Source organism: Pseudomonas canadensis (genome assembly GCF_000503215.1).
GTDB lineage: Bacteria > Pseudomonadota > Gammaproteobacteria > Pseudomonadales > Pseudomonadaceae > Aquipseudomonas > Aquipseudomonas canadensis.
Map to the genome: position 1 here is coordinate 546366 of NZ_AYTD01000013.1, position 17041 is coordinate 563406.

Genomic DNA, 17041 nt, shown 5'->3' on the forward strand with positions numbered 1-17041 from the left:
CCTAATGCGCCCTCACTCTTAACCAAGATGGGGACAATAACAATGGAGCACACACTGAAAAATCGCCGCCTGCGCCAGGCGGTCGGCCTGGGTATTGCGCTGCTGATGGGCCAGGCCCAGGCCATCGAGTTTTATGCCGATGCCGACACCAGGGTCACCGGCAACTTCCTCGCCGTATATGGGATGTTCAACAGCCCGAAGAACTACGACGGGCGCAGCGGCGGTTCCACCTGGCGCGAGGCCTTTATCAAGTACGGCCTGAGCGTGGACCAGAGCCTGGGCGCCTTTGGCGGCGTGTATGGCACGGCCAACCTGGTGAGTTCCGGCACTTGGGGCGATGGCGATGCATCCGGGGTGACCACGGGCAAGGAGCGCACCACCAAGTTTGACGAAGCCTTTGCCGGCTGGCGCTCCGGCGATCTGTTCCCGGCGTTGGGCAAGGACGGCGTGGACCTGTCGTTCGGCCGCCAAATCATCATGCTGGGCGACGGTTTCCTGATCAATGATGACGGCCCCAACCTCGGCAAGGGCGTGGGCGATGGGGAATTCAACCGTGGCGGCGCCTACTACATCGCCGCACGCCATGCCTTCGACAAGACCGCCGTGATCCGCCTGGGCGGCAAGGATGGCGTGCATGGCAGCCTGATGTGGATCAAGTCCGACAACCCCGCCCAGGCCATGACCGAAATGGCCGCTGGCACCCTGGAATACAGCGCCGCACCGGGCACCCTGGGCCTTACCTACATTCATGGGATCGACGTGGATGAACGCTTCGCCAGCGAGGTGCAGCGCCAACGCAAGGGCATGAACCTCTATAGCCTGCGCGGCGCGGGCAATGCCGGCATCGACAACGCGCACTTCGCCTTTGAACTGGCCCGCCAGGACCGCCGCGACAGCCAGCAGAATGCCGGTTACGCCGAAGCCGGCTACACCTTCGCCGACCTGCCCTGGTCGCCGGACCTGACCTACCGCTACGCGCGTTATTCAAAGAATTGGGACGGGATGTTCTCCGGTTTCAACCGGGGCTACGGCACCTGGGTGCAGGGTGAAGTGGCGGGCAACTACTCGGGGCCCTACAACACCAATACGGCGGTGCAACACGTGGCGCTCAAGGTCAAGCCGCTGGAAAACGTCACCCTCGGCGCACTGTTTTTCAACTACAACACCGTCAGCACCCGAGGCCAGCTGAACCTGGACGGTCGCGAGCTGGACCTGTACGCCGAGTGGGCGGTGAATGAGCACCTGATCATCACGCCACTGCTGGGCCTCTACAAGCCCAACAAGGATGCCGAGACCGGCGGCAATCAGGTCGGTGGCAACGGCACCAACGTCTACAGTCAGTTGGTGGTCGCCGTACCGTTCTGAACCGTCTCGGGCGCGCACGGACGCAGCGCCTGGACCTCGGCATAAGCGCCTTGGTGATACAACAGCGGCGCACGCCCGAAGTCATCAAACGCAACCACCTTGCCGATCATGATCCAGTGGTCGCCGCCGTCCACTTGCTGGTACTTCTCGCAGTGGAACCGCGCCGAGCAATCGGCGAATACCGGCGAGCCACCCTCCCCCGGTTCGTACTCGATCAGGGCGAAGCGATCCTCACGCGGGCGTGCAAAATTGTTGGACAGGTGCACCTGGTCAGCGGCCAGCACATTCACCGCAAAGTGGCTGGCCTCCTCGAACACCTCGTGGCTGTTGGAGCGTTTGTCGATGCTCCACAGCACCAGCGGCGGGTCGAGGGACACCGAATTGAAACTGTTGGCGGTCACACCCACCTTGCGCCCGGATGCGGTGGCGGCGGTGACCACGGTTACGCCGGTGGCAAAGTTGCCCAGGGCACGGCGAAAGGCGCGTGGATCGAAAAGGCTGCTGTCGGACATGCAAGACTCCCGGGCGCCATCGGATGGGCGCCCTGATTGTTGTGAGGGGAAGAACGCGCTACACCATGCTCGGGTCCGGCTCCAGGCCCATCAGCTCACGGCCGAGGATCTGCGCGCAGACGTCGTAGTCGGTGTAGGCATGGGCGCCGGTCATGTGGGAATCGCGGAACAGGCGCTGCATTTCGTTGTGTTCGAACCAGGCATTGCCGCCGGCGGCGGCGAACAGCCGGTCCACGGCTTCGATGCACATTTTCGTTGCGTAGGCCTGGTTGGTGCGCCAGAACGCCAGGGTTTCGCGGCTCGGGTAGCGGTGCGCGGCGCTATGTTCGGCGTGGTCCTGCCAGGTCTTTTCGAGGAATGCGCGGGCGGCAGCCACTTGGTGGGTGGACTCGGCCAGGCGCATCAAGGCGGGCGTGGCCGCACCGACGGCGGCACCGGTGTAGGCACGCACGCGGTTTTTGGTTTTTTCGCGGAACACCTCCAGCATGCGCTCGGCCACACCGAGGCTGACGGTGGAAAACCCGCTGGCAAAATACGGGCGGTACGGCGCGTAGAAAATCTGGCTGTCGGGGTAAAGGCCGAAACCTGCGGACTTGCCTTCCATCATATCCTTGGCTTTCTGGATACGATGCTCGGGCACCCAGGCATTGTCGATGACAAGGGTCTTGGTGCCGCTGCCCTTCATGCCGGCAGCGAACCAATCGTCACGAATCTGGTAGTCACTGCGCGGCAGCACGGCGAAGCAGTAATCCTGGCCGCCTTCGGCGTTCTGCCGACGGCAGCCGACGATCGCCCACTCGCCATGGTCACAGCCGCTGCTCCAGCCCATTTCACCGCTGAAGTGCACACCGCCCTCGCCCTCCACCACCCGGCCAAACGGCGCAATACTGCTGCTGGCGGTGGCGTGCGGGTTTTCGCCCCAGATCTCCTGCTGCAACTGCGCCGAAAACAGCGCCAGTTGGTGGCTGTGGGTGCACAACAAGCTCATGGCCCAGGCGGTGCTGGCGCAACTGCCGGCGAGCAAGGCGATGCAGTCGGCGAACTCAGGCAGCGACAGTTCCAGCCCGCCAAAGGCCTTGGGTTGAAAGGCGCGGTGCAGGCCGATGCTTTTGAGCAAGGCGATGTTTTCATCCGGCACCTGACGCTGCTGTTCGGCCCGCGTGGCATTCGCGGCAATCAGCGGCAGGAGGGGCTTGAGGTCTTCAAGGAGCGGGTTTGGCTTTTTCATGGACGGCCCTGCTTATTATTGGAAGTCCGGCGGGCGCTCCGGGTTGAGGAACGGCGCCTGATGCAGAGCCAGTATCGATGGGGGCACGCAGGTGGAAAATGCACGTTCCACAGGCAAGGTTGTACTTTTCATAGGCGTGGCAGCCACAGACATCTCGCGCGGCAGGCAGAGTCAAGCCATGGTCCGGTGGCTTGGTTACCCTCGGGCTTTCCTTTGTGAACTGCCAGGAACCTGCCATGAGTGATATCCCGCTACTGCCCCAAGTCGAAGCCTTTCTGCGTCGGCGCCATGGGCTGTTTATCGACGGCGTCAACGTGCGCAGCCATTCCAGCCAGACCCTGGCCGTGACCAACCCGGCCACCGGTGACGTGATCGCCCAGGTGGCCGATGCGGACCTGGCGGATATCGACGCAGCTGTGGACTCCGCCAACCGTGGCTTCCAGTTGTGGTCCCAGGCGTTACCCGCGACACGCGGCAACGTACTGCTCAAGCTCGCGGACTTGCTGGAACGCAACCGCGAAGAACTGGCGCAGATCGAGACCTGCCAGTCCGGCAAGATCATCCAGATTGCCCGTGCGTTCGAAGTCGACCAGGCCGCGCACTTCCTGCGTTACTACGCGGGCTGGGCGACCAAGCTCAGCGGCCAGACCCTTACCCCGTCGCTGCCCTCGTTCAATGGCGAGCGCTACACCGCGTTCACCCTGCGTGAACCGGTGGGCGTGGTCGTGGGCATCGTGCCGTGGAATTTCTCCACCATGATCGCCATCTGGAAACTCGCCTCGGCGCTGGTGACCGGCTGCGGCATCATCATCAAGCCCAGCGAATTCACGCCGCTGACCCTTCTGCGCATCGCCGAACTGGCCGTCGAAGCCGGATTGCCACCTGGCGTGCTCAATGTATTGACGGGCGGCGGCCATGTCGGCAAAGGCCTGGTGGAGCACCCTGGCACCCACAAAGTATCCTTCACCGGCTCCGTGCCGACGGGCATCGCTGTCGGCCGCAGCGCCATGGGCGCCGGCCTCACCCGTGCGACCCTGGAACTGGGCGGCAAGAATGCCGCCGGTTTCCTGCGCGATATAGACGTGGACAAAGCGGTGGACGGCATCATCGAAGCGGGCTTTTTGCACTCCGGGCAAATCTGCGCGGCGGCTGAGCGTTTCTTCGTGCATCGTTCGCAAATGGACGCTGTGTTGGACAGGCTCAGCCAGCGCCTCAGTCGCCTCACCATCGGATCGCCACTGGATGAGCGCACCGAATTCGGCCCGGTCACCCACCACCAGCACCAACTCAAATTGCTCGGTTACTTCAGCCAAGCCCGCGCCGAAAACAACACGATCATCCATGGTGGCACGCTGATTGACCGTCCCGGCTGCTACGTCGAACCCACGGTGATCCTGGCCAACAGCATCAACGACACCCTGCTCAACGAAGAAACCTTCGGCCCCATCGCCACCTTCCTGCCCTACGACAGCGAAGACGAACTGCTTGCACTGATGAACAACGGCCCCTACGGCCTCAGCGCCAGCCTGTGGACCAACGACCTGGGCAAGGCCCTGCGCATGGTGCCGGCAATCCAGGCCGGCACCGTGTGGGTGAACATGCACACGCTGCTCGACCCAGCGGTGCCGTTTGGTGGGAATCGCTCTTCGGGGGTAGGCCGGGAGTTTGGCAGTGCATTCATCGAGGATTACACCGAGCTCAAGTCGGTGATGATTCGGTACTGAACGGAACAACCGCCTCCGCCTCGATCTCGATCAACCACTCCGGCAACGACAACCCGCTGACGATAATCCACGAAGACGGCGGCGGGTTGTGCCGGAAGCGCTGCCGCAGCGCCTGTGCGATGGGTTCCTGCTGGTCGCGGGCGGACTCGGCGATATACAGCCTCAACATGATCACATGGGACAGATCACCGCCGACTTCGGCCAGCACCTTGCCGATATTGTCCAGCGCAGCGGCGGTCTGCTCGGTAATGCCTGGGCCGACCGTGCGCTCGTCCGCATCCACCCCCACCTGGCCGGACAGCATGATGCGCCGACCCTGTGGCACCTCAAGGGCCTGGCTGAAGCCGTATTGCAGGGAGTTGAATACCGTCGTGGGATTGATGACCTTTCGTTGCATGACGCTTCCTTGTTGTCGGTAGGAAAACAAGGCTAACCCAAAAGCATCGCTCAATCTGACGGTTCAACATCCCGCAACATATCGGGGTCAGGGCTTGCTCTGTGTCACCCGCCACACCGTGTTCCCCACATCATCCGCCACCAGCAATGCACCCTGCCCGTCCAGGGTCACACCCACCGGCCGGCCTTGCGCTTCGCCTTCGGCATTGAGAAAACCGGTGAGGAAGTCGACCGGTGCACCCGACGGCTTGCCCTCCTTGAACGGGATAAACACCACCTTGTAGCCCGCTTGCGGGTTGCGGTTCCAGGAGCCGTGCTCGCCGACGAACACCCCATCGGCAAAGGCAGCCGGCATGCCGCGCGCATCGGAAAAGGTCAGGCCCAGCGGCGCGACGTGAGTACCCAGGGCGTAGTCCGGCGCGATAGCCTGGGCGACCTTGTCCGGGCGTGGCGGTTGGACGCGCACATCGACGTGGCTGCCGTAATAGCTCCACGGCCAACCGTAGAATGCACCGTCCTGCACTGAAGTGAGGTAGTCGGGCACCAAGTCGCTGCCGATTTCGTCGCGTTCGTTGACCACCGTCCACAGTTGGGTAGAACCCGGTTTCCACGCCAGGCCGTTGGGGTTGCGCAAACCGCTGGCGAACAGGCGTTTCTCGCCGCTGGCCACGTCCAGTTCCCAGATCGCGGCACGCCCCTCTTCAGCGTCGAGGCCGTTTTCGCCGACGTTGCTGTTGGACCCCACCGTCACATACAGCCGGGTGCCTTCGGGGTTGGCCAGCAGGTTTTTGGTCCAATGATGGTTGATGCCGGCCGGCAGGTCGGTGACCTTGACCGGAGTGGCGTCGATATGGGTCTGGCCTGGGGTGTAAGGCACCTTGACCACCGCGTCGGCATTGGCGATATACAAGTCGTTGCCCACCAGCGCCATGCCGAACGGCGACATCAGGCCGCTCAAGAACTCGGTCCGTACTTCGGCATGCCCATCGTGATCGGCATCGCGCAGCAAGGTGATGCGATTGGCGCTCGGTGTATCCGCGCCGACACGCCCCATTACCACACCCATCGCCGTGCGCTTTGCCCAGGCGATCATACCCGTGCCGCCGTCGTTGGCGCCTTCGGGCATGGGCGGGTGATTACTTTCAGCGACCAGCACATCACCGTTGGGCAGGGTGTAGACCCAGCGCGGGTGATCGAGGTTATCGGCCAGGGCCGTGACGGTGAAACCTTGGGGGGCGGTGGGTTGCACGCCGTCAGACCAGCCGACGGCCTTGGAGACCTTGAGCGTAGGGATCAAAGAAGTGCTGGGCTCGGGCAGTTGCGGCGCAGGCCCGACTCCGGCTTGAAACGGTATTTTGGACGCTTCGCCACAGGCACTGAGAACAGCGGCGGCGGCAATCAGGAGCGCAAGGCGGCTCGGTACATTCATGGTGCAAACCTCGGGGCAGAAACCTGAGGGAGTATTGCCCTATAACGCGCGGGTAGCCACCGGCCGTGGCGCAATTGAATGTTAACCGTGGGGCACGAATGGCATCGAAGTCTCTCTTTTGTCGGACTGCTCTTACACAACTATAGAGCTGGGGCCGCTTCGCGACACAACGGGACGGTGCGACGGTTCGACAAGCCAGCTCCCAACACATGATCCCTTGCGTCTGAAATGCTGCGCTCGCCATCAGACCTTCACTGCTATCATCAAGCCACTACTGAAGATATGGACGTCGCTATGCGCCTGATAACAGCTCCCGCTTGTTTGCTGGCCGCCTTAACCCTGGCTGGCTGCAGCATCAAGCAAACCGTCACGCCGGTTGCCTTCAGCGGCGCCCAGGCGCCTGAGATCTGCATGATCCCCGCCGAAGGCTTGCGTGCCGGGTTCAATGCCACCTACACCGCGCAGTTGCGCAGCAAAGGGTTCCAGACTCGTGAGCTGCGGCCCGGCACCCCACCGGCCAGTTGCGCGCTTTCGACGACCTACATTGGTCAATGGAGCTGGGACCTGGCGCTGTACATGAGCTATGCCGATATCCAGGTGTTTGAAAATGGCCGCCAGGTGGGCAAGGCGCTGTATGACTCGACCTCGGGTGGCGCTCGAATGGGCAAGTTTATCGATGCACAAAGCAAGATCATCGAGATGACCAACCAGTTGTTCCCGAATGCGTACTATGGTCCGGGACTGCCTACCAACTCCCCATCCCCAGACTGAACGGCGAAAACTCCGCGAACTGCCACCGCAACGCCAACGCCGCCGGGCGGCGCACCACCTGTTCCACCGTCACCGTCCACAACCGCTGGGCGCCCTCGAACAGCGCCACTTCCGGGCCGTCGAGGATCAACGTGGTACGCCCGGCCACTTGCAGCACATCGCCCGATTCAAAGTCGATGAACAACAGCCCGGCCACCGGATTGGCTTGCAGGTTGCCCAGGGTGGCGAAAAACAGGTTGCCGGCAAAGTCGGGGATGGTCAGCACGTTGCCTTCGACCCGCACAAAACCCGTGTTGCCACCTCTATGAGAAACGTCCACCGAGCGTTGAGCGTCCACCTCGACGTAGCTGGCGACGAACAGTGTGTCGGCGTTGCGGATCAGGGTTTGGGCGGCAGCGTCCAAGTCGTTGAAGCGTTCGACCGCCGTGCCGGGTTTACGGGCAATGCCATCGACCGGGCGCAGTTGGATGTACTTGGGGCAATTGCCGAAGGTGTGTACCACGTCGACCGAAAAGCCATCGTGATCGAGTGCACCCACACGGCCGTTCATGCGATTGCGACGCCGGGTGTTGAGGTCGATGCCCAACAGGCCGACAGCTGCCCCCTCACGCAGAGCGTTGCGGGCCGGGTCGGTCGCGGACGGCAGGCTGTCGATCTGCAGGGACTGCGGGTCCGGCGAGTGGGCAAAGCCTGGCGCGCCTTCGATCATCGTCGCCCAAGGGATGCCCTGCTCGTCCACCGCACCCAGTATCAGGTAAGGCAACAAGGGATAGAAATCCCGGTGCTGTTCCGGCAGGTGATCGCGGATCACCTTCGGCCCGACCACGGCCATGCGGTCGGCCACGCCCACCGCCTCTTGTATGTGCCGTTCGCCGGCATGCCAGGGAGATTGTTCGATCAGGTTCATGGCAAGCACCTCAGGTTGGATGTGTCGATCCTGCACCCTGCCAGCCAGCGTGAGAATCACCACGCCAGGCAATCCACTATTACGCCAGCTGAAATGCCGGGTGTTCGCGCAGCGCCATTACGCAGTGGTCGACAAAGCTGCGCACGCGCATCGGTGCATTGCGACCTTCGCGGTACACCACCTGCACCGGCAGTGGCGGCAGTTCAAAATCCGGCAATACGCGATGCAGTTGCCTGCTCAGCAGGTGTTCGTGCACCGGATAACTCAGGCAGCGAATCAACCCCGCGCCCTGCACCGCCGCATTGATCGCACCCTGTACCGTGGCGCAGCCCAGACGGGCACGGGCCTTGAGTTGATAGCCCGGGAAATCCCAATGCACCTGATCGGCGCTGGCGATCAGCCGGTGCTGCTTGAGGTCGTCCGGGTGTTGGGGCTCGCCGTGAGCTGCAAGATAGTCGGGGCTGGCGCAGAGAATATGCCGCACCTGCCCCAGCGGCCGGGCGATCAATGACGAGTCGGGCAGTTCACCGACGAGGATGGCGACGTCGAGCCCTTCTTCGTGCAGGTTCGGGTAATAGTCGTGGTAGCTGACGATCAGGTTCACCTCGGGATAGCGGTCCAAGTAGTCGGCCAGGACCGGCGCCATCACATAACGGCTGAACAGGAACGGCAAAAACACCCGCAGATTGCCCTGGGCCTGCACATGCAGCCCCTTGGCCGAGGCTTCGGCGGCGTCCACCGCAGCGAGCAGGCGCACGCAGTCCGCCAGGTAGGCGCTGCCGGCGTCGGTAAGGCTCACGCCACGCGTGCTGCGCGCCAGCAACGGCACGCGCAAACGCGCCTCCAGGCGGGCGATCGCGCGTACCAGGGTCGGGCCGGAGACCTGTGCGTCACGCGCCGCCGACGCCAGGCTCGGCTGCCCGGCCAGCGCGGCGAACAACTGCATATCGCGATAACGCTCCATCAGCTGCGCCGTTTCATCGCAGGGTTCAGGGCGCTGTCCTGGCCCAGGCGATGGGTAAGGAAGTCGACAAAGGTGTTGATCTTGGCCGGCACCCGGCCGCTCTTCTGGAACACCACCTGGATCGGTAACGGCGCCGACTCATAGGCTTCGAGGATAATTTCCAACTCTCCCGCCGCCACCGCAGCTGCGACCTGATAGGACAACACCCGCGTCATGCCCCAGCCCAAGCGCGCCAGGTTGATGGCCGCATTGTTCGCCGTGACCACCAGACGTGGCTCGATGGTCACAGTCAAGGGTTGGCCGCCGTCCACAAATTCCCAGCCACTCACCAAGGAACTGGACGACGACGTGGCGATCTTGGCCTCATGCAACTGCGACGGATGCGTAGGCCGCCCGTGCTGTTCGAGGTACGCCGGCGATGCGCAGACCACCCGGCGCACTTCGCCGACCTTGATCGCCTGCTGCCCCGGTTCATGCAAGTGACCGATACGCACCGCCACGTCCACACCTTCGTCGGTCATGTTGACCACGCGATCGACCAGTAAGGCGTTGATGTTCACCAAGGGGAACCGGTCCAGGTACTCCCCCAGTACCGGCGCCACATACAGCTCGCCAAACAGTACCGGCGCAGTCACGGTCAGGTGACCACAAGGGATGGAATAACTGCCTGCCGCCGCTTCCTCGGCCTCATCGAGCTCCGCCAGGATGCGCCGGCAATCTTCCAGGTAACGCTGGCCGGCTTCGGTGAGGTGCAAGCTGCGGGTGGTACGCGCCAGCAATTGGGTGCCGATGCGTTCCTCCATGGCGGCGATGGCCCGCGTCACACTGGGTGGCGAGGTTTTCAGGCGACGCGCGGCGGCGGCGAAGCCCTCCTCCTCGGCCACCGCCAGGAACACCTGCATTTCATGAAATCGGTCCATCGGCGCGCCTCTAGAAAGTTATTGCGACTGCAAGCCTACCGCCGTGCGAGGCATGCCCACGAACCCCGGCAATCCCTCAATGCTGGCGAGCCAGGCGCGCACATGAGGGTAGTCGGCCAGCGACACATTGCCTTCCGGCGCATGGGCGATGTAGGTGTAGAAGGCCACATCGGCAATGGTCGGCTGCTCACTGGCCAGGAAGCGGCTTTGGCCCAGCTGCGTTTCCATCAGTTTCAGCAACGCGTGGGACCGGCTGATTGCGGCGGTGGTGTCCACCTGGGCACCAAACACCAGGGCAAGGCGTGCAGTCGCGGGTCCCGCGTGGAGTTGCCCGGCGGCGGCCGAGAGCCAACGCTGCACACGGGCCTGGCCCACCGGGTCGCTCGGCAGCCACTGGCCTTTGCCGTAGGTGTTCGCCAGGTAGACCAGGATCGCATTGGAGTCCGCCAGTACCACACCGTTGTCATCGATGGCTGGCACCTGGCCGAAAGGGTTGATGGCAGCAATGAACTCGGGCGCTTTGTGGGCGGCTTGCTTGAGGTCCACCAACACATAGTCCGTGGGCAAGCCGAGCAGCGACAGCATCAGCTCGACGCGGTGGCTGTGGCCGGACAACGGGAAACCGTAAAGTTTGATCATGAGGGGCTCCAATCAAGTGGGGTATCAACGCCCCGCATGTTCCGCCGCTGCACCGGCCGTTGGAATCACCAGGATTTACAATCCAGCATTTCACCCGATGAAACAATCCCATTCAGCGCTCTTCCAGCCTATCCCGCAAGAACCGATGGCTCACGGAAAACAACCGCCGATACGTGAGCAACACCGCCCCCACCGTGCCCAGCGCCGACGCTGCGGCAATCAGAAACATGATCACGATCTGATACCGCACCGCATCCACCGGGCTCTCCCCCGCCAGCACCTGCCCGGTCATCATGCCGGGCAGGCTGACGATGCCTACGACGGTCATCTGGTTCAACGTCGGGATCATCCCGGCGCGCACGGCCTGGCGGATGGCTTCCTGCGCCGCTTCCCAGCGCGAGCCGCCGAGGGCCAGGATCATTTCGATGGTGTTGCGGCCCGACGTCAGCTCCTGGGTCATGCGTTCGATCCCCAGGGACACGCCGGTCAGGGTGTTGCCCAGAATCATGCCGAGGATCGGAATTGCATACTGCGGCTCGTACCACGGGTGGATGCGAATCACCGCAAACAAGCCCACCGCCGTCACCAGCCACGAACTGCCCCACACCGACAGGATGCTGTCCACACGCTGCCCCCGGTAAGTGCGCCGCCCGCGCCCCGCCGCCGAGATGCCGGCGATCAAGGTCATGGCGCACATCAACGGCAGCACCACGTACCAATAAGCAAATTCGAACACCCAGCCCAGCAGGTAACCGATGGCCAGCAGTTGCACCACGGTGCGCACCGCCGCCCACAACAACTGGCGCTCCAGGCCCAGGCGCAGCAGCAGGGAAAGCGCGCCGTTGATCAGGATCAGCGAGGCGGCGATGCCCATGTCCAGTGCGGTGAGATTTTGATAGTTCATGGCTGGGCCACTGCGCTCAATACACCGGCGCTCATCTGCAAATGGATGTCGCTCATGCGCCGCGCCTGTTCCAGGTCGTGGGAGACCCAGATACAGGCGCGGGAGGGATCCCCGGCAAACCAGGCGTCGATCAGCGCTTCCACTTCGCGGGATGAGGTGGGGTCGAGGGCGGCGGTGGGCTCGTCCAGCAGCAGCACTTCGGGATTGAGTTGCAGAGTGCGGATCAACGAAACCACCTGGGACTCACCGCCCGACAGGTCAGCGGCGCGCTTGGCCAGAAAGTCAGGATTCTTGCCGGCGTGGCCCAGCAGTGTGGTCACCGTCGTAAGGTCAAAGTGGCGTTTGCGCGACGTCTTGAGGCTGAAGGGGAAACGCAGGTTGTCTTCCACGGTGCCGTCGAGCAGCGCCGGACGTTGCGACAAGTAGCTGATGTGGCAGCGGTAGTGGGGAATCTGCGCGTTGTTAATCGGCTGGCCATTCCACAGGATCTGCCCGGAGCTGGGCGCATCCAGCAGGGCGAGTGCACGCAGGAACACGCTTTTGCCGGAGCCGGATGAGCCGGTGATCGACACGCGATCGACGGCATTCAAGGTGAAATCGGTGGGCTGGAGCAAGGCCACGTGGCGGCGCTCGTCCATGCGCGTGAGGGCGCGGGTTTCGATCAGTGCGCTCATGAACGCGGTGTTCCTCTGAATCTGGATGGTGCAATGGTGAGGCACACTGGCCGGGATTTCATTCAAAAAATTCAAACTTATGTGCATGACCCGATGCGCGCAGACGGCCTGGGCAAAGCACATCCTGCTCGCTAGACTCGCGCCCCTATAAAAAGGAGCCCTCATGGACGAACAGAAAGTAACCGATGCCCCCGTTTCTCGCTTGAGCGCAGCGTGGTTGTGGCGACTGATAAAGCGTCAAAGCCTGCCGATCATGCTGTTGTTGTTCGCGCTGTTTTACTCAAACGGCTACGCCTATCTGGAAACGTATAACAACGCGCTCGGCGTACCCGTCAACCGTCTCGGCTACGACGCTTATCACTACGTGGTGTACGGCGGAAACGACATTCTGGTCAAACTGGCTGCCTTGCTTATCTTCACCGCAGCGGTCCTGGTTTTCGCCTGCCTGATGTACTTCACCGAAAACCCTGACCGTGTTTTACCCACCCGGGAATTGGCCCCCCACACACGTCGCTATCGGATGCTGCGCAGGCTGGAGAAGAGCTACAGAAAAGCCACGACGCCGATATCCGGCGCACTGCTGATCAGTCTTCTGGCATTTTTCGCCTGGATCATCTGGTCGCTGGCGTACGCGCAGTCGATGGCACATGGCAAGCTGAGGGCCTACGAAGTGATTCATGATTGCACGCCATCAATCCTCCAGCTCAACAACCTCGATGTGGTCACGGCCTGTATCGTCGGCGAAAGCGACGATATGTTGTATCTGGTGGAAAAACACAGGGAGGGCGGCGAAATCCAGTTTCAGAAACGCCGAGTTCCCAAAGACCGTATTCGTTCGACCACAGGACCCACTACGCTGCTGAAAAAGCCCGACTGACCCCTGTGGGAGCCGGACATTTGCAATCGGGCGCAGCACTGCCTATATTTCCCGCCTGGCGCTCTCTACGCCACCTTCCGCGGAAAGGGCTGCGCCCAAGACACTGCAACACCCTCTTTTTTCTACGACTCCCCACCTTGAAGCGGAAAAGGTTTGTGCAAGGAGATCGTATGTCCCGCCACTTCAATTCCGATGGCCGCCTCAACCTTGAACAGCAGCGCAAGCGTGCCAAGGAACTGCTGCCACGCCTCAAAGCCCAAGACCCGAACGCGACCTTGTCCCTGGCCCAATGGGAAATCGCCAAGCAGCTGGGTTTCAGCAGTTGGCCAAAGCTCAAGGCGCATATCGATGCTATCGAATTCGCCGCCCGCCACCCCGACTTTACTGCCAGCGACGAAGCCCGCACCACCCATTGGCGCTGCGGCAATGACATTGCCCACAGCCTGCAGCTGGCGGGGTTCAAAGGACAGTTTCGGATGCTCACCGACCCGCTGTGCATGGGCCCGGTCCGCGATCTGCCCAGCCAAGCCTTCCGCGCCATGCGCAGCGCTTTTATCAGCCAGGCCTTTGCCATCGATGAAGCTGATGCGGCACGTCGTGTCGATGCTGAATACGACCACCTCGAAGCCTTGGCCAGCGCCGATCACAGTGTGCTGTGGTGCGAAGCGGATGCGTATGACCAACTGTTCCTGGTTCGCGCACTGGCGGGTCTTGAGCAAGCACCGCGCAAGCTGGAACTGATCGAGGTCGACCGCATTCCCGGCGTGCAGCGTTTTATCGGCATCGGCCAACTGGCGCCGGATGTGTTGGCCTGGCTGTGGCCGCAACGGCGCTTGATCGATGATCACGCCGTGCAACTCGCCAAAGAGGCCTGGTCGGCATATTGCGACAGCTCGCCAGTCAAGTGGGCGCAATTGGCCCATGGCAGCCATCCCGCCTTGCCATTGCTGGCCCCGGCGCTGTTGCGTCAGTTGCAGGAGTTGCCAGGTCTGCGCGATGGGCTGTCGCTGACCGAACGCCTGACCCTGACTTACCTCGCCGAGGCTGGACCAACGCCATTCGGCCGGGTCTTTGCCGAGTTGATGGCCAAGCGCGAACCGCTACCGTTTCTGGGGGACATGATGTTTCACGCGCTGCTGCGGCCGCTAATCGATGGCGACAACCCTTTGCTGACGGCCACCGAGACGCACCTGGAATGGCCACACCAGGTGCTGGCGTTGACTGCGCTGGGGCAAACCGTGCTCAACGGCCATGCCCACTGGCGGGATCATGCCAGTCATGCGCGATGGGTGGGGGGTGTATGCCTGCGACCTGGCCAGCCGCATTGGGCGATTGATGAAAACATCCTGCCTGTATGGCGCCCGTGATTAGGCTAATGTGCGCCCATCCAACTTTCATCTGCGAGACTGTCCATGCGTAACCTGATCTTCGCCAGCCTCTGCCTGCTGGCGGGCTGCCAACAAACGCCACCCGCCAACGACCAACTCGACGCCGTGCTCTGGACACAGACCTCCATCGAGCATGAGCTGATCTACCGTCAGCTCTTCGCCAATGCCACCCGCCAACTCGACGTGGCGCTGGCTGATCCGACCTGGGACGCCCTGCCCTTCCCCCCGCGCAACCTCAAAGGGTTGCCGCCGGCGATCGTGGTCGATATCGACGAAACCCTGCTGGACAACGTGCCGCTCAACGCCCGCGATGTGGTCAACAACCAGGTTTATTCCTACGACCGCTGGAACACCTGGGTCGACCAGGCCAAGGCCCAGGCATTGCCCGGCGCAGTCGCCTTCGTGCAAGCGGCCCAGCAGAAAGGTATCGCGGTCTACTACCTGACCAACCGCGAACACAGCCAGGTCGCCGCCACCGTGAAAAACCTGCGCCTGCGCGGTTTCCCGGTGGAAAGCGACGTACGTGTCCTCGCCGCCAGCACGCCCACCGGCCATTGCGAAAGCGCCGGCTACGGCAAGAACTGCCGCCGCCAATGGGTCGCCGCCCATGCCCGCGTGTTGTTGATGGCCGGTGATTCCCTGGGGGATTTCGTCCAGGCCGAGCACAACACCGTCGCGGATCAACGCAAGGCCGTGGCGCCTTATGTGAACTGGCTGGGGCAGCGCTGGTTTCTGTTGCCCAACCCGACGTATGGCAACTGGTACAGCGCGCCGTATGGGGATGATGAGAAGTTGCCGTTTGAGCAAAAGCGCATGCTCAAGCAACAGGCGTTGCAGTTGCAGCAATAGCCCGCGCGGCTGAACGGGCCTGGGATGCTGCCGTATGCCGATTCACCGGCACCGGCAGCCCCAAGTGCCCGCGCAACGTGCTGTGACTGTACTCACTGCGAAACAACCCGCGCTCGCGCAACAGCGGCAACACCTGATCGGTAAACCGCGCAAAGTCCTCCGGCGCGCCCACATGGATGTTGAACCCATCCACCGCGCCCTCCACAAACCAGCGCTCGATCTCATTCGCCACGGTCTTGGGCGAGCCGACGAAACTGGAAAACGGCTTGGCAAACCGCAGCGCCGCCTGACGCAACGTCAGACCCTGTTCACGGGAGACTTGCTTGATGTTCTCCGCATGCCCGCGATAGCCATTGCTGCCCAAGTCACCCAATTCCGGAAACGGCTCATCCAACGGATATTGGCTGAAGTCGTGGTAATTGAATGGCCGGCCTAACTGCACCAACGCTTTGTGCAGATCCAGCTCGCCATTGCGCTCGCGGTCGATGGCCTGGGCCTGCTCATCGGTATCCGCAATGATTGGCGAAATACCCGGCAGGATGGTTACGTGGTCAGGGTTACGTCCAGCGGCGGCGGTGCGTTTTTTGATGTCGCTGTAGTACGCCTGGGCATCTTCGAAATTGCCCACGCCAGCAAAAATTCCCTCGGCATAGTTGGCCGCCAGGCTGCGCCCGGATTCGGAGATTCCCGCCTGGAAAATCACCGGTTGGCCTTGGGCTGAACGGGCTATATTCAGCGGCCCGGTGACCGAGAAAAACTCGCCATGGTGATCGAGGCGGTGTTGGCGCTGCGGGTCGAGGAACACCTTGGTTTGCTTGTCACGCACAAAGGCGTCGTCTTCATAGGAGTCCCACAAGCCCTGCACCACCTCCAGGTGTTCGGCTGCGCGGCGATAGCGCTCGGTGTGGTCGATGTGTTGCTCGCGGCCAAAGTTACCGGCCGCGCCTTCCAAGCCGGTGGTGACGACGTTCCAGCCGGCGCGGCCGCCGCTGATGTGGTCCAGGGACGCAAACTGCCGCGCCACGTTGAAGGGTTCGGTATAGGAGGTCGTAAGGGTCGCCACCAGGCCGATTTTCGAGGTCGCCCCGGCGATGGCCGAGAGCAGCGTCAAGGGCTCCAGGCGGTTGAGGAAGTGCGGTGCGGAATCCGGGGTGATGTAGGGGCTGTCGACGATGAACACCAGGTCGAACTTGGCCGCTTCTGCCTGCTGGGCCTGGGCGCGGTACCAGTCGATATCCACACTGGCATCGCCGGGGATCTGCGGGTGCAGCCATTCGTTTTGTGCAGTGCCGACACCGGTGAGAATGGCGCCGAATTTGAGTTGCCGGGGTGAGGTGGGCATCAGGGTATTCCTCCGTGGATGGCCGCGGTGCTGGCCTGTGGAGATCGACCTTAATGCCCGCGAGCGGGGCTTGTGAAAGGCTTTGTAGATCTATGCTAATTATTAAAATTACTGATCTAAACCCAGCAAAAACCTCCGAAACAGGCATAACA

16 protein-coding genes and 1 pseudogene are annotated in these 17041 nt (G+C 62.4%); 6 read left to right on the forward strand and 11 right to left on the reverse strand.

Annotated elements, in window-relative coordinates; translation table 11 throughout:
- Window positions 1–42: 42 nt before the first annotated feature.
- Window positions 43–1365 (forward strand): alginate export family protein, encoded by a 1323-nt coding sequence (locus tag U367_RS0111360; protein ID WP_028617043.1) that lies wholly within the window; start codon window positions 43–45, stop codon window positions 1363–1365.
- Between the two features lie 32 nt (window positions 1366–1397).
- On the opposite strand, the pseudogene U367_RS0111365 reads toward U367_RS0111360, so the two are convergent.
- Both U367_RS0111365 and U367_RS0111370 read right to left on the reverse strand, forming a co-directional pair.
- A pseudogene (locus U367_RS0111365) lies at window positions 1398–1877 on the reverse strand (flavin reductase family protein); the annotation flags it as partial.
- A gap of 58 nt (window positions 1878–1935) precedes the next feature.
- Complete coding sequence (locus tag U367_RS0111370; RefSeq protein ID WP_028617044.1) at window positions 1936–3105, reverse strand: p-hydroxyphenylacetate 3-hydroxylase oxygenase component; 1170 nt, start codon at window positions 3103–3105, stop codon at window positions 1936–1938.
- Between the two features lie 236 nt (window positions 3106–3341).
- Between U367_RS0111370 and U367_RS0111375 the strand changes: the two genes are divergently transcribed.
- Window positions 3342–4829 carry an aldehyde dehydrogenase family protein gene (locus tag U367_RS0111375; protein ID WP_028617045.1) on the forward strand — a complete coding sequence of 496 codons (1488 nt, stop codon included), beginning with the start codon at window positions 3342–3344 and terminating at the stop codon, window positions 4827–4829.
- On the opposite strand, the gene U367_RS0111380 is transcribed toward U367_RS0111375, so the two are convergent.
- Both U367_RS0111380 and U367_RS0111385 read right to left on the reverse strand, forming a co-directional pair.
- The gene (locus tag U367_RS0111380) at window positions 4804–5226 is read right to left on the reverse strand and encodes a RidA family protein (protein ID WP_028617046.1); all 423 of its coding nucleotides are present in this window, start codon (window positions 5224–5226) and stop codon (window positions 4804–4806) included. The genes U367_RS0111375 and U367_RS0111380 overlap by 26 nt on opposite strands.
- Before the next feature lie 87 nt (window positions 5227–5313).
- Complete coding sequence (locus tag U367_RS0111385) at window positions 5314–6654, reverse strand: PQQ-dependent sugar dehydrogenase (protein ID WP_028617047.1); 1341 nt, start codon at window positions 6652–6654, stop codon at window positions 5314–5316.
- A 294-nt stretch (window positions 6655–6948) separates the two neighbouring features.
- On the opposite strand from U367_RS0111385, the gene U367_RS0111390 reads away from it, so the two are divergent.
- Window positions 6949–7425 carry an Sbal_3080 family lipoprotein gene (locus U367_RS0111390; RefSeq protein WP_028617048.1) on the forward strand — a complete coding sequence of 159 codons (477 nt, stop codon included), beginning with the start codon at window positions 6949–6951 and terminating at the stop codon, window positions 7423–7425.
- Here the strand turns inward: U367_RS0111390 and U367_RS0111395 are convergent.
- The 6 genes from U367_RS0111395 to U367_RS0111420 all read right to left on the reverse strand — a co-directional run bounded on the left by U367_RS0111395 (window position 7400) and on the right by U367_RS0111420 (window position 12433).
- Window positions 7400–8332: a pyridoxamine 5'-phosphate oxidase family protein gene (locus U367_RS0111395; RefSeq protein WP_028617049.1), complete on the reverse strand. Its 933-nt coding sequence runs from the start codon at window positions 8330–8332 to the stop codon at window positions 7400–7402. The genes U367_RS0111390 and U367_RS0111395 overlap by 26 nt on opposite strands.
- A 79-nt stretch (window positions 8333–8411) precedes the next feature.
- Window positions 8412–9296: a LysR family transcriptional regulator gene (locus U367_RS0111400; RefSeq protein WP_028617050.1), complete on the reverse strand. Its 885-nt coding sequence runs from the start codon at window positions 9294–9296 to the stop codon at window positions 8412–8414.
- Window positions 9296–10216, reverse strand: coding sequence for a LysR family transcriptional regulator (locus tag U367_RS0111405; RefSeq protein WP_028617051.1), 921 nt, complete (start codon window positions 10214–10216; stop codon window positions 9296–9298). The genes U367_RS0111400 and U367_RS0111405 overlap by 1 nt, the downstream gene beginning before the upstream one ends.
- An 18-nt stretch (window positions 10217–10234) precedes the next feature.
- Window positions 10235–10855, reverse strand: coding sequence for a glutathione S-transferase family protein (locus U367_RS0111410; RefSeq protein WP_028617052.1), 621 nt, complete (start codon window positions 10853–10855; stop codon window positions 10235–10237).
- 112 nt (window positions 10856–10967) lie between these two features.
- Window positions 10968–11759 carry an ABC transporter permease gene (locus U367_RS0111415; RefSeq protein WP_028617053.1) on the reverse strand — a complete coding sequence of 264 codons (792 nt, stop codon included), beginning with the start codon at window positions 11757–11759 and terminating at the stop codon, window positions 10968–10970.
- The gene (locus tag U367_RS0111420) at window positions 11756–12433 is read right to left on the reverse strand and encodes an ABC transporter ATP-binding protein (RefSeq protein ID WP_028617054.1); all 678 of its coding nucleotides are present in this window, start codon (window positions 12431–12433) and stop codon (window positions 11756–11758) included. The genes U367_RS0111415 and U367_RS0111420 overlap by 4 nt, the downstream gene beginning before the upstream one ends.
- 163 nt (window positions 12434–12596) lie before the next feature.
- Here U367_RS0111420 and U367_RS0111425 point away from each other — a divergent pair, with 163 nt between their 5' ends.
- From U367_RS0111425 to U367_RS0111435, 3 genes are all read left to right on the forward strand, one after another.
- Window positions 12597–13310 carry a hypothetical protein gene (locus U367_RS0111425; RefSeq protein WP_028617055.1) on the forward strand — a complete coding sequence of 238 codons (714 nt, stop codon included), beginning with the start codon at window positions 12597–12599 and terminating at the stop codon, window positions 13308–13310.
- 170 nt (window positions 13311–13480) lie between these two features.
- Complete coding sequence (locus U367_RS0111430) at window positions 13481–14677, forward strand: DUF1835 domain-containing protein (protein ID WP_028617056.1); 1197 nt, start codon at window positions 13481–13483, stop codon at window positions 14675–14677.
- Window positions 14678–14722: 45 nt separating this feature from the next.
- A complete protein-coding gene (locus U367_RS0111435) occupies window positions 14723–15547 on the forward strand; it encodes a 5'-nucleotidase, lipoprotein e(P4) family (protein ID WP_028617057.1) in 825 nt (274 codons plus the stop codon).
- Here the strand turns inward: U367_RS0111435 and U367_RS0111440 are convergent.
- Entirely contained in the window at window positions 15516–16889 is a 1374-nt protein-coding gene (locus U367_RS0111440; RefSeq protein WP_028617058.1) for an LLM class flavin-dependent oxidoreductase, read from the reverse strand. The two genes, U367_RS0111435 and U367_RS0111440, sit on opposite strands and share 32 nt — an antisense overlap.
- Window positions 16890–17041: the final 152 nt, after the last annotated feature.